Origin of the sequence: Enterococcus sp. AZ128, assembly GCF_051714485.1 — a bacterium.
GTDB lineage: Bacteria > Bacillota > Bacilli > Lactobacillales > Enterococcaceae > Enterococcus_A.
The window spans coordinates 229,982-246,999 of the sequence record NZ_JBIORZ010000001.1 but is presented as its reverse complement, the minus strand read 5'-3'; the positions used below and the strand labels follow the sequence as shown (position 1 = coordinate 246,999).

At 39.6% G+C, this 17,018-nt stretch carries 13 protein-coding genes; 5 read left to right on the top strand and 8 right to left on the bottom strand.

Annotated features, from left to right (window positions below; genetic code table 11):
- Positions 1-98: 98 nt before the first annotated feature.
- On the bottom strand, positions 99-686 hold the full coding sequence (locus IGI38_RS01080) for an ATP-dependent Clp protease proteolytic subunit (RefSeq protein ID WP_438725706.1): 588 nt from the start codon (positions 684-686) through the stop codon (positions 99-101).
- 296 nt (positions 687-982) lie between these two features.
- Between IGI38_RS01080 and IGI38_RS01075 the strand changes: the two genes are divergently transcribed.
- Both IGI38_RS01075 and IGI38_RS01070 read left to right on the top strand, forming a co-directional pair.
- Positions 983-2,416 carry an amino acid permease gene (locus IGI38_RS01075; RefSeq protein WP_438725704.1) on the top strand — a complete coding sequence of 478 codons (1,434 nt, stop codon included), beginning with the start codon at positions 983-985 and terminating at the stop codon, positions 2,414-2,416.
- Positions 2,417-2,581: 165 nt separating this feature from the next.
- Positions 2,582-3,280 carry a DUF554 domain-containing protein gene (locus tag IGI38_RS01070; RefSeq protein WP_438730225.1) on the top strand — a complete coding sequence of 233 codons (699 nt, stop codon included), beginning with the start codon at positions 2,582-2,584 and terminating at the stop codon, positions 3,278-3,280.
- A gap of 59 nt (positions 3,281-3,339) precedes the next feature.
- On the opposite strand, the gene IGI38_RS01065 is transcribed toward IGI38_RS01070, so the two are convergent.
- The 3 genes from IGI38_RS01065 to IGI38_RS01055 all read right to left on the bottom strand — a co-directional run bounded on the left by IGI38_RS01065 (position 3,340) and on the right by IGI38_RS01055 (position 7,626).
- Positions 3,340-3,765 (bottom strand): GNAT family N-acetyltransferase, encoded by a 426-nt coding sequence (locus IGI38_RS01065; RefSeq protein ID WP_438725702.1) that lies wholly within the window; start codon positions 3,763-3,765, stop codon positions 3,340-3,342.
- Between the two features lie 356 nt (positions 3,766-4,121).
- The gene (locus tag IGI38_RS01060; protein ID WP_438725700.1) at positions 4,122-5,897 is read right to left on the bottom strand and encodes an ABC transporter ATP-binding protein; all 1,776 of its coding nucleotides are present in this window, start codon (positions 5,895-5,897) and stop codon (positions 4,122-4,124) included.
- A gap of 10 nt (positions 5,898-5,907) precedes the next feature.
- Positions 5,908-7,626 (bottom strand): ABC transporter ATP-binding protein, encoded by a 1,719-nt coding sequence (locus IGI38_RS01055; protein WP_438725698.1) that lies wholly within the window; start codon positions 7,624-7,626, stop codon positions 5,908-5,910.
- A gap of 303 nt (positions 7,627-7,929) precedes the next feature.
- Here IGI38_RS01055 and IGI38_RS01050 point away from each other — a divergent pair, with 303 nt between their 5' ends.
- From IGI38_RS01050 to IGI38_RS01040, 3 genes are all read left to right on the top strand, one after another.
- Positions 7,930-8,745 (top strand): methyltransferase domain-containing protein, encoded by an 816-nt coding sequence (locus tag IGI38_RS01050; RefSeq protein WP_438725696.1) that lies wholly within the window; start codon positions 7,930-7,932, stop codon positions 8,743-8,745.
- The gene (gene pepA, locus IGI38_RS01045) at positions 8,690-9,763 is read left to right on the top strand and encodes a glutamyl aminopeptidase (RefSeq protein WP_438725694.1); all 1,074 of its coding nucleotides are present in this window, start codon (positions 8,690-8,692) and stop codon (positions 9,761-9,763) included. The genes IGI38_RS01050 and pepA overlap by 56 nt, the downstream gene beginning before the upstream one ends.
- Positions 9,764-10,213: 450 nt before the next feature.
- Entirely contained in the window at positions 10,214-12,883 is a 2,670-nt protein-coding gene (locus IGI38_RS01040; protein ID WP_438730223.1) for a cation-translocating P-type ATPase, read from the top strand.
- 121 nt (positions 12,884-13,004) lie between these two features.
- On the opposite strand, the gene IGI38_RS01035 is transcribed toward IGI38_RS01040, so the two are convergent.
- The 4 genes from IGI38_RS01035 to IGI38_RS01020 form a co-directional block, all read right to left on the bottom strand.
- Positions 13,005-13,736, bottom strand: a complete 732-nt coding sequence (locus IGI38_RS01035; RefSeq protein WP_438725692.1) for an amino acid ABC transporter ATP-binding protein — start codon at positions 13,734-13,736, stop codon at positions 13,005-13,007.
- Between the two features lie 211 nt (positions 13,737-13,947).
- Positions 13,948-14,601, bottom strand: a complete 654-nt coding sequence (locus IGI38_RS01030; protein WP_438725690.1) for an amino acid ABC transporter permease — start codon at positions 14,599-14,601, stop codon at positions 13,948-13,950.
- A gap of 18 nt (positions 14,602-14,619) precedes the next feature.
- Positions 14,620-15,393 (bottom strand): amino acid ABC transporter substrate-binding protein, encoded by a 774-nt coding sequence (locus IGI38_RS01025; RefSeq protein WP_438725688.1) that lies wholly within the window; start codon positions 15,391-15,393, stop codon positions 14,620-14,622.
- Positions 15,394-15,445: 52 nt separating this feature from the next.
- Entirely contained in the window at positions 15,446-16,591 is a 1,146-nt protein-coding gene (locus tag IGI38_RS01020; protein WP_438725686.1) for a cystathionine gamma-synthase, read from the bottom strand.
- Between the last annotated feature and the right edge of the window lie 427 nt (positions 16,592-17,018).

Here is a 17,018-nt window from a genome sequence, read left to right as displayed (position 1 = left end):
TTCTCTAGAACTATTTAGAGCGTCTTAGTATTCTCACAATAGAGAACGAGAGTGAAAAAAAGAGACGAGCCTATGCTCGTCTCTATATCGCTTAAGTCTTATTTAACAGCTGTATCGGATTCAACAATCTTGCCGACAATTCCATAATCTTTCGCTTCTTCAGCTGAAAGCCAGAAATTACGATCGGTATCTTTTTCGATTTTCTCTAATGTTTGTCCAGTTGCCTTGGCAATCAGTTTATTCACACGTTTACGCATCCGTAAAATCTCTTTGGCCTCGATTTGAATCTCAGTCGATTGACCTTGCACACCGCCAGCTGGCTGATGGATCATGTAACGAGTGTTTGGCAAGCTGTAGCGATCCTTTTTATCCGCAGCCAAGTAGATTGTGATACCTGCACTTGCTACCCAACCAGTACCGATCATTTTAACTTTTGGTTTAATAAAACGGATAACATCATGAATCGTATCGCCAGATTCCACATGGCCACCTTGACTATTGATAAACATCGTGATCGGGTCATCATTGATAGCGGACAAATAAAGCAGTTGCTCCGTTACCGTCTTCGCTAATTCCTGAGTAATCTCACCATAGATCAAGATCGTCCGTTGGTTCAATAATTTTAACAGCATTGGATTTTTTTCTTCCATTTTTTCGGTTTCTTCTTCAGAAAGGAATTTATTCATATAAAGTACCTCCTCGATTTCTTTTATTTTTTCTCATGAATCTAGTATAGCCAAAAAACTTCAGAAATGATAGAAAGAGCACCTTTTAGAATTTATTTTGGCATAAAAATGCCCGCTGAATTTTATAAGCTATGATACACTCACTCCTAGTAGCGGTTTTTAGTAGCGCTATTTCTTTTTTTGTGGGATGATAAATCGTATTTACGAACAGGAAGGGGATCTTCGTGAATTATCGAAATAAGCCTCCATCAACGACTGTTATACCAGAATAATTTTATCTAAAAGGAGCAGTTTGTATGATCGAGGAAAAGAAAAGTTTTATCTCATGGCCAGTACTTGCCATGATGTCGTTTGTTACTGTCATCGGATTTGACGATATTATTTATAATTTTGCCAATCAGGGTTTGGGCGTCATTACTTCTTGGATAATTTTATTGCTATTATATGTGATTCCTTACTCTTTGATGGTTGGGCAATTAGGATCCGTCTTTAATCATGAAGGCGGTGGTTTGACCTCGTGGGTTCGAGGAACTAGCGGCGATCGCTTAGGGTATTTCACCGCTTGGACTTATTGGGCAGCATCGATTCCTTATGTCGTTGATACTGCTAATGCCGTTGTTGTCGGCTTTGGCTGGCTGATCAACGGGAATGATTCAATGGAAGACAAAATGTCTAACTCCATGTTCGCCCTGTTAACTTTTTGTGTATTTTTAGCCTTTATTTTCTTACAACGTCATTTTAAAAGGTCTTTAGAGGTATTGAGTACTATAGGCGGTGGTGCCATGTTTGTCATGGCAATTTTGTTCGTCTTTATGACCTTTGCTTCATTATTCATGCCGAATGGGCATATTGAAACACAACCAATGAACTTGGGAGCCGTCATCCCTAAGTTCAATCTCCATTATTTGACAACGATCGGACTTCTGATCTATGCCATTAACGGTGCAGAACTAGTTGCCCCATTTGTAACACGGATGCGCAAACCGCAAAAAGAATTTCCAAAGGCTATGGTCATGCTGACAGTTATGACAATTTTCTTAACAGTCTTTGGCTCGTTCTCATTGGGTGTTTTCTTCAATGCGCATCATTTACCAAATAATTTGAAGATGAATGGGTCATACTATGCTTTTCAACGTTTAGGAGAGTTCTTTCATCTAGGCAATACACTGATGTATGTTTTCGCAGTAACTCAAATCATTTATATGTGCGCACTCCTTGCCGTTTTGTTAGATGCTATGACTCGTATGCTGATTTCTGATACAGGCAAACAGTTCATGCCGAAGAAATTGACCAAATTGAATGAGGACGGGTTGCCAATTAATGGGTATATCTTGACTACTGCACTAAGTGCTTTCATCTTATTATTAGGTGTTTTCTTACCTGAGATGAATGACATCTTCAATTGGCTGTTAAATCTCAACGGTATTATTTCTCCAGGTGTAACTTGTTGGATCTTCTATGCCTTCATTCGAATTCGTTTAAACAGCCGCAAATTCCAATCCGATTATATCTTTATTAAGAACGATCGCATCGCGGTTTTTGTTGGAGGTTGGTGTTTAGTGGTTACCATTATTGCTACATTATTTGGTATTTTGCCGCAAGATGCGCCTTATGGTTCGAGTCTATTCTGGCATGAATTAATTATCAATATTGTCGGAATCGTTGTATTGATTGGCCTAGGATTTATTATGCCCGGGCTAGCTAAGCGTGAACGAGAAAAAGCGGCTTAATTATTCACAATTAACTATAGTAAGACTGCATTCTCCGTCCGTTTTATGGATGGAAAATACAGTCTTTTCTTATTCCTATTCAAAAAAATTTCTACTCGTGGTAAGATGATGTCTAAATAACGTTTAATTATTTTTTAATCGAAATCATAGAAATGGGTGAGTGTTATGTTGTTGGGTTCATTGGTGAATTGTATCGCGATCATTGCAGGAAGTGTTTCTGGTATCGTTCTGCGAAATATTACTGAACAAACAAAAGATACAGTAACAAAAGGAATTTCTTTAGGGGTCGTGGCTCTGGCGATTCAAATGTCCATGCAAGCGAGCTCCTTTATCATAATCATCATCAGCATTTGCCTAGGCGGAATGATCGGCGAGTTTTTAAAGATCGAAGACTCTATGACTCGGTTAGGATTATTTCTTGAAAATCGATTTGCTCGTGGTAATAGTAATTTTGCAGAAGGCTTTGTTACTGCAACGTTGATCTATGTGATAGGATCGATGGGGATTATTGGTGCGATCGAAAGCGGCGTAACTGGTAATCATCAGACTCTATTCACTAAAGCAGTGATGGATGGTTTCATGTCAATCATGTTAACTGCGTCTCTAGGTATTGGTGTCCTCTTCTCAGCCTTTCCAGTTTTGATCTATCAAGGTGCCATTACGATCTTTGCCAGTGTGATTGTCCGCTATTTGCCGAAAGAATTGTTGGATAGCCTCATGAATGAAATCAGTGCGATTGGTGGATTAATGATCTTAGCGATTGGCTTGAATGTTATGAAGCTTACCAAAATCCGCGTTTCCAATTATTTACCAGGAATTTTAGTTCTGATTGCTATAATGGTTGTTCAATATTATTATTTTTAGAGACAAAGGCTAGTCATAATAACAAGACTGAAAATAAGCAGATGAGGCGTGGTTATCGCTCATCTGCTTATTCTTTTAACTAAATAGTATTTTGTTGTACCGATCATAGGAACATCTTCCAATTCACCGAAAACTTCATAACCGTGTTTTAAATAGAAGCCCAATGCTTGGTAGGCTTTCGTGGTCAAAGTAATGGATAGTACGTTTTCCTTCAGCGCCTGTTCTTCAATCGCCTGCATCAATTTGGAACCAACGCCCAATTTCTGATAAGCATCATCGACCCCCAACAATGAAATATGCAGGGTATCGTATTGTTTCTTACCAACAACTCCACCAGCTAACCGATTATCGACCCAAGCACCAAAGGCTAATGTCTTCTCATCGGCCTCCGGCAAAGTATCCACAAATTGTTTTTCATGTTGCTGGTCAAATAGTTTATCTAAAAAAGGCATCAGTGCCTCTCTTTCACTTTGTTTGATTTCCATCTCATCACTCCCCGTCATATATATTTCGAATACACGAACTACTCTTTTTTATCTGGAATTTGTCGAAACCTTAAAACTATACCAAAAGCCATTCTATCATGCTTGCTTCTAAAATAAAAATAGGATAATAGAAAATAATGACGGGAATAATTTAGTTGAACAGCTTATCAATACTTAGTAAGAAAATCATGTAAGTCATTTTTAAATGCCGGATTTTGCACCTAATGAAGAAAAAAAAGCGAAATAGTTGATAATCGGAGTGACTCTATAAGCGTGAACAACAAAATCAACGAAGCGAATAAATAAAAAGACCATACTGGAATCATGTCGGATTTCAGTATAGCCTTCTTTATTGTTTACTTGGCTTTTTCAAAAGCGTCAGCAGAATTATCCGATTCTCCGATCACCCAAGTTTTCGCAATTTCTTGTTCTTTAATCATCTGTGCATACCAACCGTTTTGCTGACACAATTCTCGATGGGTGCCTTTCTCTCGGACACTCCCATCATCTAGAACGATGATTTGATCTGCGTTAATAATCGTGTCCAAACGGTGGGCGATCACCACCACCGTTTTCTTAGCCATTAAATGATCCAAAGCGTTATTGATTTCTTTTTCATTGTCAACATCTAGACTAGAGGTTGGCTCATCTAATAGGACAACTGGTGCATCCTTCAGTAACGCTCGGGCAATCGATACTCGTTGTTTTTCCCCACCAGAAAGAGTTGATCCTCCTTCGCCGACCAACGTGTCGTATCCATTATCCATCTGCATGATAAACTCATGACAATTTGCTAAACGACAAGCATGTGTGACTTCCTCCATCGTAGCATTCGGTTTCGCCATCCGGATATTATTCAAAATAGTATCATTGAATAGATAGACATCCTGAAATACACAGGTAATTTCTTCCGTCAACGCATCTGGGCGAATATCACTAATCTTTTCATCGCCCATTCGAATTTCACCTTGAGCGACATCCCAAAAGCGAGAGATCAAACTAACAACTGTCGACTTTCCTGAACCTGATGGTCCCACTAAAGCAGTCGTTTTTCCATCTTCCACCGTAAAAGAAAGATCATTTAGAACCGATACGCCGTTTTCATAGCTAAATGAAACATGATTAAAAGTGATCTCATGATCATTTCCGAGAAAAGCCTCTTTCGTATAAGGCAATGGCTGTGTTTCAAAGATCTGACGTAGATTATCAGCAGATTTAGATAAGTACTTCAACTCTGGATAAAGCATCCCAATCGTCATCAATTGGCTAGATGTTGAAACGCTCAACATCAATACTGCGATATATTGCTCTGGAGTCGAATTGCCTTGGATCAATAAATTGGTTCCCCAGATCAAAGCAACAGGAATCATGAAGGATACGATTGTTGAGAAGATCATTACGTACGGCATCATCGAAAGCTCCACACGGATCGATGATTTTTTCAATTCATGAAACGATTGATCCAAACGTTCAAATTTCGTACCAGTCAATCGATACAAACGAAATGTTTTGATTCCGTTAATATATTCTACAACTCGTGAAATTACTGCATTAATTTTCACACGATGTTCCGGCGCGATAGTATGTCCAACCGAACCGCCCTTAATCATTAGAGGTAAAGCCACTAAAATCATCACTACCATCACACCTGCAAAACGAAAATCAATCACGATTGCTGCTACCATACAGACCGTCACACTGAACAAAGCTTTGACAAAGTCTGTTAAATGATGAGTCAATACTTGTTCAAAATCAGCGATGTCAGTAGAAAAATAGCTTGTCAGTTTTCCAACGCTGTTTTGATTGAAGTAACCGGAATTTAACCCGCGAACATGTTCTGCCAAACGTAATCGCAAGTCGGTGGCAATCACCGAACCGTTCAATTGCAGCGAAGCAAAACTATAACGCGCTAAGAATGTCCGTAAAACAAAAACGATAACTAAGATTGCAATTCCACGGAAAAAGAAACTCTCCGTAAACTCATTTTTGATCAAAGTAACGATACTCAAAATCATTACCGAGTAAAACAACATATTCAAAAAGGCATCAAGAACTGCCAGTAAAATCGGTGTATACAATAGTTTAATTTTTTCGCCGATTACTGCTCGGATGTTTTTAATCACACTAGTCATAAGCTCTCCCCTATTTTTCTGTATAGATCGTCCACAACTTCGCATAGCTTCCATTGCGACGTAACAACTCATCATGTGTTCCTCGTTCAATCACACGCCCCTGATCAAAGACACAAATTTGATCCGCATGCTTGATTGTATTCAAGCGATGGGCGATCATGATCGTTGTTTTATCCTGCAACAATTCATTTAAAGCCAACTGGATTTTCCGTTCATTTTCAATGTCGGTAAAGCTGGTGGCTTCATCAAAGATAACAACCGGTGCATTCTTTAGAATCGCGCGGGCGATACAAATACGCTGCTTTTCCCCGCCAGACATTTTGATCCCAGCTTCTCCCATGACAGTATCATAGCCAGCTGGTAAACTCATGATGAACTCATGGATCTGTGCTGCTTTAGCCGCTTCATGTACTTCCTCATCAGTGACTCGTTCTTTTCCCACAGCGATATTCGTTCGAATCGTATCACTCAACATAAAAGCATCTTGAAAAACAAAACTGATTCCCTGCATCAATGCCTCTTCACTGAAATTTTCTACTGGTTGATCGTTCAACAAGATTTGTCCTTGCTGAATGTCCCAAAAACGTGGAACTAATTGAGCCATCGTTGATTTTCCTGAACCCGATACGCCAACGAAAGCAGTCAAACTATTAGCGGGCACTTCCAGTGAAACATCATGTAGCACTTCATCCTCTTCATATGAAAAATGAACATGATCAAAATTGATTTTTACATCTTCTAATTGCCCCTCATGACTGCCAAAATTCTGTTGCGGTAAATCCATAATCTCTTTGATTTTTTCTGTTCCAGTCAAAATTTGTGAGATTGCCATCGCAAATCCGCTTAAGCTTTTCAGAGAGGACAGGAACACAATACTCATAATCAAGAAGAACAAAAAGGTCGGCAAATCAACCGCTCCTTTTAAATAAAGCCATCCGCCTGCGGGAAAACTAAATAACAATCCGGATTCGATCAAAATCAAAAACATGCCATATGGCCAAGATTGCATCTTCGTACATTCCGTCCACATCTCATGGTACTCTTCTACTGTTGAGGAGTATTGTTTAAATCCTTTAGCAGTAACATTAAAGGATTTCATTACATTCATTCCGTTGATGAATTGCATGATCGAAGAATTTAACTGTCCTACTAATTTTTGATACCAACCCATATATTTACTGCTTGATCGCATACCGATCATTAGAATAACTGCGCCAATTACGATCGGCAATAGCAAACACAAAGCCAATGGAACACTCAATGTGCATAAGTAGCCGAACATTAATAGTGGAACGGTAACTGCCTTTGCTAAATCCGGTACTTGGTGTGCAAGCATCGTTTCGATTCGTTCAGTATCCTCAATAATGGTCTTTTTCAATTTTCCTGATGTCGTTTTAGTAAAAAAGCCCAAGTGAAGTGTCGCAATATGTGCGCTTAAACGACTCCGAATTTCGTATAATGTATTAAATGCACCAATATGTGACAATGCTCCGCTCACCATCATCGTCAAAAACTTTATGATGATCGCCACTCCCGCATACATTCCATACTGCATTGCCAAATCTATATTCGGCTCAGCACCAAATAGAAACATTAAGACCCGATACAACATCACCAATGGAACAAAATCCATGATGCCGGAAATGACACTAAAAATTGCAGATGCTAATAAAAGCAGACTCGATTTTCCTGCCAATCGAAACAAGTAAGTAACATTCGTCTTTTCCATCATTCTCCTCCTTATTACTGATAAATTAATTTTAGATTTCTTCACGTCCACAGTACTAGGCTTGATGTAAAAAAATTATCTCTGTACTATCACAAACCAAAAGTGTCGGCTAAAAGACCTCTTAAACGATAATGAGAACCATTCTCAATTACTTCGAAGTATTACACATGTTATTCATGAAGTAAAGCATATTTTTTGACTTATCTTCATTTTTCTGAATATTTTTGATTTGTTTCATTTATTTCAAAATCGTGTTTTCGAAGTGTATACTAAAGACAATCCTTGCAAAGAAAGAAGGTTCGTATGTCTGAATATTTGAATGACCTTAAAACATTCTGGGATGATTTTGCCGAAGATTATGAAGCAATTCAGCAAGAATCTTCTTTTCCAATAGCTGAAGATCTACGGGACTTTTTACTAGAGGAAGCAATCATCCCCTGCCGATCGTTTTTGGATCTCGCAGGTGGAACAGGACGTTATTTATCTGTATTACAGGATTATGTAGAAAAATACGACTTAGTTGATATTTCTGAAGAAATGTTGAAGCTTGCTGCCGAAAAGTCTAGTGAACATGTTCAGCTAGTCAATCAGGCTCAGGAAACGTTTTTTAGACAAAATAAGCAGCGCTATGATCTTGTTTTTTCAGCAATGAATCCCGCATTGAAAACCAAAATGGATCTGCTGGACTTATGCCAATCTAGTCAAAATTGGTGTTTATTATTAAGAGTCGTAAAGGATGAGGATCAACTCTTTTCTCCCTATGAAGAAAAGAATCCTGATCTGTTATTAAATAGTCACTATAAAACCTTTTTAGACGAATTAGAGATTCCTTATCTTACTAAGCGATTTGCTTATACGAAGCAAGAAAAAATCAGTCGTAATTTTTTTCAAGAATACTTTGCTGAAGATTTTTCTTTTGAAAAATTAACTGCCATTAGCGAAAAAAACTTTGGCATTTCACAACAAAAAAACAACTGGCATTTTCTAGATTTTGAATTGATTTATTTTCATGTGCCAAAGACTTATAATGAGAACGGAAATGAACGTTCGAGGAGGAATTTTAATGGAAGAAAAAACATTTCAACGAATCAAAGAATTAACCGAGCTTCAAGGTACTAGCGGCTTTGAAGAAGATATTCGTAGTTACATGCGTAACGCGATCACACCACTGGTCGATGAGGTGCAGCAAGACGGATTAGGCGGTATTTTTGGTCTTCGTCAAGCGGCTGCGCATAAACCACGGGTAATGGTCGCAGCCCATATGGATGAAGTCGGTTTTATGCTCTCCGAAATCACTCCCCGCGGGTTGTTTAAGGTCGTGCCATTAGGCGGTTGGAATCCTTACGTCGTTTCAGCACAGCGCTTTACTTTAAAAACCCGCAAAGGAAATTATCCATGTATCTCCTCTTCAGTACCTCCACATCTATTACGAGGAACAACTGGACAAGGACAAGTTAAGGTGGAAGATATTTTATTCGATGCTGGCTTTGAATCAAAAGATGAAGCATTAACCTATGGTGTCTTGCCTGGTGATACGATCGTTCCTCAAACTGAAACAGTTAAAACGGCGAATGGTAAAAATATGATCAGCAAAGCCTGGGATAATCGTTATGGTTGTACAGTAGTGCTGGAGGCTTTGGAAGCCTTGCAAAAAGAAGCCCTTGATTACACACTTATCGCTGGTGCGAATGTGCAAGAAGAAGTTGGCTTGCGTGGTGCCAAACCTGCTGTAACAAAACTCCAACCAGATCTTTTCTTCGCAGTAGATTGCTCAGCCGCTGATGATTTAGTAACAACAAATGGAACGTTTGGTCATTTAGGCGAGGGAACACTCTTACGTATCCAAGATCCTGGTATGATTTTACTTCCTCGTTTACGGGAATATCTATTAGATACCGCAGAAACTCACAACATCCCTTACCAATACTTTGTTTCAAAAGGTGGAACAGATGCTGGCGCAGCTCATACTGCAAACGAAGGGATTCCAAGTACAGTAATCGGTGTTTGCGGGCGTTATATCCATACCCATCAAACGATGTTCAATATTGCTGATTTTGATGCCGCACGAGAAATGCTGATCCAAGTGCTAAAAGGTTTAGACGAAAGTACAATCAAGACAATCATTGCTGGAAAATAGCCTCTTAATAAAAATTAAATAACTTTGGATAAATAGGTTTATCAAGGCTTTCCTAGTTTACTTGATGCGTTCATTCCGCCATTTCAGCATTTTTCTTGCAATCGGGATTTTTTTCCGTTAAGATTTAAATATATTAATAACTCCTTAGGGGAGTAACCGGCAACGTTGTTGTTGTGATATCAACAGTAAGTCAACCAGTGATGGTTTTCTGGTATCGTATGAAATGGTGAGACCTAAGACAAGTTTAAACACTTGCCTTGGGTCTCTTTTTTTGTCAGTTTTTCTATTCACGCTTTACTAGCATGATTAGAAAAATGATAGGTGTGGCGAAAATAAGCACCAAACTAAGAACTAGCTCTCGAGATGCTGAGCTGGTGGCCATTAATGAGTTATACTATCAACTGCAAAAAAGCTACCGAATCAAGTGAAAAAAATATTGGGGGATATAAATTGACAAAACATGCGTATCAACAAGAAACAACTGAATTAATGAAAGATTTAAACACTACATCTGAAGGTCTTAATCCGAAAGAAGCTCAACAGCGATTGCAAGAAAATGGCCCGAATCAATTAAAAGAAGCGAAGAAAAAATCCTCGCTGACTTTATTTTTGGAAACCTTTAAAGATGCAATGGTGATCGTTCTACTGATTGTCGCTGTCGTACAGATGATTATGGGGGCTCATGTTGAATCCGTTGTTATCTTCGCTGTGTTGCTATTGAACTCAGTTGTAAGTGTCATTCAAACAAAAAAAGCGGAAGGTTCACTAGATGCTTTGAAAAAGCTTTCTGCGCCAGATGCTAGCGTTCTTCGAGGAGGACAAGAACAGAGTGTCCCTGCTAAAGAATTAGTGCTGGGGGATATCGTAATTTTAGAAGCTGGGGACTATGTGCCAGCTGATGGACGTTTGCTTGAGGCTGGTTCATTAAAAGTTGACGAAGGAATGTTGACAGGCGAATCAACGCCAGCTGAAAAAAAGATCAAAAAATTAGATAATGACGTTCCAATCGGAGATCGCATCAATATGGTCTTTAGCGGAACAATTGTCACTTACGGACGCGGGAAATTCTTAGTAACTGCTGTCGGCAGTACTACCGAGATTGGTCAAGTCGCTGGTCTTTTAGAGTCAACTACAGAACAAAAAACACCGTTGCAACGCGGCTTAGATCGCTTCAGCAAAAAGTTGAGTTTTGCAATCTTGATTTTATCGCTGATTATTTTAGGTGTTCAATTACTCCGAGTCTTCCTAGAGGGATCAGCAGATATGACACAGGATATCGTCAATGCCTTTATGTTTGCCGTGGCTGTGGCTGTGGCTGCGATCCCTGAAGCATTACAATCAATCGTTACAATCGTCCTCTCATTAGGAACGAAGAAAATGGCAAAACAGCATGCGATTATTCGTAAACTTCCTGCTGTAGAAACATTAGGCTCAACGAGTATTATTTGTACCGATAAAACAGGTACTCTGACTCAAAATAGAATGACTGTTGTCGATTATTTCTTAGCTGATGGACAGAACGGTGAATTTTCAAGTGATCCAAAGCAATGGCAAGCAGATGAGCAACGCTTGATTGAAATCAGCGTTTTAGCGAACGATGCCACCATCAGTGATGACGGTACTAAGTTGGGGGACCCGACCGAAATTGCGTTGATTGATTTCAGCGAAAAGCAAAACCAACCTTATCGTGAACTACGCAAAAAATTCCCTCGTGAAGCAGAACTACCATTTGATTCTGATCGTAAACTGATGTCAACTCTTCACACCATCAATCAGCAAAAAATCATGGTGACAAAAGGCGGCCCTGATATCGTCTTTGAACGTAGCACGAAAGTTTTACTAAACGGACAAGTTGTTACATTTACACCTGAACTAAAAGCGCGCTTCCAAAAACAAAACGAAGATTTTTCTGAACGAGCATTGCGTGTTTTAGCATTTGCGTATAAAGAAATAACGTCTTCATCAATCACGCTGACTAATGAAGAAGATCTTGTTTTAGTTGGTTTACTAGCAATGATCGATCCTCCGCGAGAAGAAGTTTTTCAAGCGGTAGCCGATGCAAACTCTGCTGGCATCCAAACAGTGATGATCACAGGTGATCACAAGACGACTGCGGTTGCTATAGCTAAAGAGATCGGGATCTTCCAACAAGGTGACCTTGCATTGACCGGTACAGAACTAGATCAGCTGAGCGAAGCCGAGTTAGCTGATCAATTGGAGCAAATCACGGTCTATGCCCGAGTTTCTCCAGAAAATAAAATTCGAATCGTGCGTGCTTGGCAAGCTAAAGGAAAAATTTCTGCGATGACTGGTGATGGTGTCAATGACGCTCCAGCTTTGAAACAAGCGGATATCGGGATCGCTATGGGTACCGGAACTGACGTAGCTAAAGATGCTGCAGCAATGGTGCTGACTGACGATAACTTTGCTTCGATCATTAAAGCAGTTGAAGTCGGACGAAATGTTTTTGATAATATCAAAAAAGCGGTGGCTTATCTTTTTGCTGGAAATCTAGGAGCGATCATTGCCATTATTTTTGCTTTAACGATTGGCTGGGCGAATCCATTTACGGCTTTGCAGCTTCTCTTTATCAATCTGGTCAATGACTCTTTGCCTGCGATTGCATTAGGTATGGAGAAAGCTGAACCAACGATTATGAAGCGTCAACCACGCGATCCTAATAGTGGTATTTTCACAGGAAAAACACTGATTTCTGTCACTTATCGGGGAATCTTGATCGCATTGGCTGTAATTATCGCTCAATGGATCGGGAATCAGCAATCAGCTGAAATGGGTGTCGCAATGGCCTTCTCTACTTTGATTTTGAGCCGAACATTACAAACCTTTGCTGCTCGTTCAAATACACAAACATCGCTGCAAGTTGGCTTATTTTCCAATAAAATGGTTCTGCTTGCAATCCTTGTGTGTAGCGGACTCTTTAGTCTGACTCTGCTGCCAGGATTGCGCGAAGTCTTTGCCATTCCAACAACCTTTGCTTTGAAGGAAATTGGCTTGGCTCTGGTTCTAGCAACTTCTGCTCTGCTATTAATGGAAATCACTAAATTAATTTTAGTGAACGTTCAAGAACCAAAAATCAGCACCAAATTGAAAAAATTTTAAGTTGTGACAAGAGTTGCCAGCATCAAGAAATTTCGGCTTATTTCCGAAGAAGCTACTTCTGACACATCGTTTGTTCGGAAAAAGGACCTGTGACAAGACTTTTGTCACAGGTCCTTTCTTTTTATAAAAATTGTTGCAGATATCGTTGAATACGCGGATTGTCACTGTCAAAAAATGTCTGACTGCTGCCATCAAAAGTAACGTGCCCGTCTTCTAGAAAAACAATGCGGTCAGCAACTTTACGAGCAAATTCCAAATGATGCGTTACAACGATTTGGCCATTGCCCGATTCAGCTAAATCTTTAATCACTTGTAATACTTCTTGTGCCAGCTCAGGGTCTAACGCACTCGTTGGTTCATCATAAAGCATGAATTCTGGTTCCATTGCTAATGCTCGCGCAATAGCGACCCGTTGCATCTGTCCGCCAGATAACTGCTTTGGGTGCTCTGCGGCTTTGTCTAGTAACCCAACCTTAGTCAACAATTGTTCTGCCTGTTCTCGTGCCTGATTTCTCGAAACTTTCTTCACCTGTGTAGGACCTTCCATGACGTTTTGAATTACCGTCAAGTGAGGAAAAAGATTGTAAGCTTGAAAAACAATACTGAAGTGTCCACGATACTCTTTCAATTGACGAAAAGACAAGTTTTTCGGAAAGGAAAGATCATCTTGATCGATTTTGATTCTGCCTCTGTCGGGTGTTTCTAGTAGATCAATCGATCGTAATAAGGTGCTCTTTCCTGATCCAGACGGTCCCAAAATAACTGTTGTCTGGCCAGGCTGGAAAGTCAAATCAATTTCTTTTAAGACTTGGTTGCCCTCAAAACTTTTGTTTAATTTCTCGATTATTAACATGCTTTTTCCTCCTTAATCGTTTCAAAGTAATAATTTTTCCAAGAGAAAAAATTAGGTCGATTCGAATGCCATCTATCATTCAACTAACGTGATAGAATAATAAATAAACCAATTCTGCATTCTGCTAAAAATTGGCCCTCTTCTTCACTAGAGTTGGCATACGATTCCACTAATGTATTTAAAATACGAAGTGGAACTCGCAACTAACATCCTAATAGACCATCCGTTTTTCAAGTACAGATTGCAAATAATTCAAGAAAGTACAAAAGACTAAATAATAGACCGCCACCATGCTGTATAACAGCAGTGGCTCATAGGTCCGAGCGGCGATCCGTTGAGCTGTCATAAAAATCTCAACAATCGTGATACTAGCTGCCAATGATGTATCCTTAACAAGACTGACAAAGTTATTAGACAATGGTGGTAAAGCGATTTTGAAGGCCTGCGGTGCGATAATACGATACAATATCTGCCAACGGCTCATTCCTAAAGATGCCGCTGATTCATATTGACCTTGCGGGATCGCCAGCAAAGCGGAACGAATATTTTCCGAAGCATACGCGCCTGTATTTAGTGAAAAGGTCAAAATCGCCGCTGTCCACGCATCCATCTGAATGCCAACTGAGGGAAGCCCGAAAAAGACGATAAATAATTGAACCAGAAGCGGTGTCCCACGGAAGATCCAAACATATAGGAAAAATATTCCATTCAGCAGGCGATTTTTTGAAATTCGAGCCAAAGCGGTAACTAATGCTAAGTTCATCCCTAACGCAAAAGAAATCAACGTCAAAGGAATCGTCATTTTTAGCAGCGCCCAAAAGAGCGGCAACGCTGAGCTTTGAATAATATCAATCGTTCGTTCCATTTTACTTATTCCTTCCCTTTACTTAGAAATATCTTTCTTGAAATATTTTTCTGACAGTTTAGTCAACGTACCATCTTCTTCTAATTCCTTGATAGCTTTATCAACTTTCTTTGCTAATTTTTCGTCACCTTTATGGAACATTGCCGCAACCTCTGTCGCTTCATCTGAAGTTTTCACGATTTTTATTGGTGCATCCGGCTTTTGATTTAAATAATCATAGTAGGTCACATCATCATTCAATGTTGCATCCGCCCGATTGTCAGCGACTAATTCCACCGCCTTGCTGAAGCCGTCGACACTAGAAATTTTCGCGCCAAGATTTTCTGCCATTTCCGCATAGTTGCTGGTCAATGACTGAGCAGAAGTTTTCCCATTCAAATCAGCAAAATCCTTAATCTCATGATTATCCTTATTTACGATCAATGCTGGGTGAGAAACAGAATAAGGAGTACTAAACAAGTATTTTTCCTTGCGCTCAGGGGTGATTGCTACCTGATTGAAGACTACATCTGTTTTTTTAGCATCAAATGCTGCCAACATTGAATCCCATGGTGCCTCAACAAATTTAATTTTATAGTCGATCTTTTTAGCCACAGCTTTTGCGACATCTACGTCATAACCCGTCAGCTTATCATTGTCATCACGGAAAGAAAATGGTGAGTAAGTTCCTTCTGTCCCAACTCGCAAAACATTCTTCGAGCTAGCCTCCCCGCTGTCTTTTGACTGGCAACCAGCTAAAAATAAGACCCCAACGACGAATAGACTAGCAACTGCTATAATTGATTTTTTCATTTTTTTCATTTCCCTTCTAGGTATCATACCAGAGCTTTTATTTAGCTTTTTCTTAATGACGTGTGCCAGTAAAAGCTTGCTCCAAATCATTTTTCAAATCCGCTATATCTTCGATGCCTACAGATAAACGAATCAAGCTATCTTTGATTCCTGATGCTTCTCGTTTTTCTTTTGGTATTGACGCATGAGTCATAACAGCGGGAACTTCGATTAAACTCTCAACACCGCCTAGACTTTCTGCTAAGGTAATCACTTGCAATGATTCGACGAAAGCTGCAACTTTCCTTTCATTCACCAGCTCAAAGGCCACCATACCGCCGTATCCGCTCATTTGTTTTGCAGCAACTTCGTGACCAGGATGATCTGATAAACCTGGATAATAAACTTTAGCTACTGCGGAATGATTAGCTAAGTAGTTAGCAATTATTTCAGCATTTTTTTGGTGTGCTTCCATTCGAACTGCGAGAGTTTTGATTCCTCGTTGAAGCAGCCAGCTGTCTTGTGGACCTAAAACGCCGCCTATTGAATTCTGATAAAATCCTATTTTCTCAGCAAGTACCTCATCATTGGTTGTTGCTAAACCAGCGACCAAATCACTGTGCCCCCCTAGATACTTAGTACCACTGTGCAACACGATGTCTGCGCCTAGCTCCAATGGTTGTTGTAAGTATGGTGTAGCAAACGTATTGTCAACGATGGTTATTAAATTATGCTCTTTCGCCCAAGCTGAACTTTTTTCCAAATCGACAATTTTCAATAAAGGATTACTAGGTGATTCTAAATAAAGTGCTTTAGTATGCTCCGTTAACGCAGCTTCAAGTTGTGAGTGTTCACGACTGTCAACCATCGTGTAACTCAACCCCAGTGGTTTAAAAACTTTTTCTAATAAGCGGAAGGTTCCACCATACACGTCATCGCCTAATAGTAAATGATCCCCCGGGTGAAAAAGTGATAACGTGGCATGGATCGCTGCCAAGCCGGATCCAAAAGCAAACCCTTTGACACCGCCCTCCAATTCAGCGATTAATTCTTCTAACGCTAAACGTGTTGGGTTGCCAGAACGAGAGTACTCAAAATCTCCCGGCTGACCTAATTTCTGTTGTCGGTAAGTTGACGTTTGGTAGATCGGTACACTGACCGCTCCAGTCAATGGGTCTTCACTGATTCCTCCGTGGATCAATTTGGTTGATAAATGCATTATATTTCCTCCTAATTAGTAAGTTTTTTGGCGTTCATCTATTAAGCAACAACACACTGTACTTCCCCCTAACTTGAATTTTGTGTACAAAAAAAGAGGTGCAAGCTATTAAAGCTGCACCTCTTGGCTTCGTCAAAATTTTAGAAGTATCCTTCTTTTTAAACGAGTTCAGAACAGTTAATAGGCATGACAAATTCGTATGCTGCTTTTTTGCACCATACAACAACATGCTGATTCAACTGTTTGAAGATTACGCTTTGCAATGTTGTTTGCCATGAGTCCTGACCTCCTTAAATGTTGCACTCAATTTAGCATTTAAAAAAAGAGAAGTCAATCAATTAAATCCTAGATTTCTTTTAAATAACTACTTTGAGTCCTTTTACAACAAAAAATTTTCTGTTTTACCATCAGCATTGATCCCGCTGAA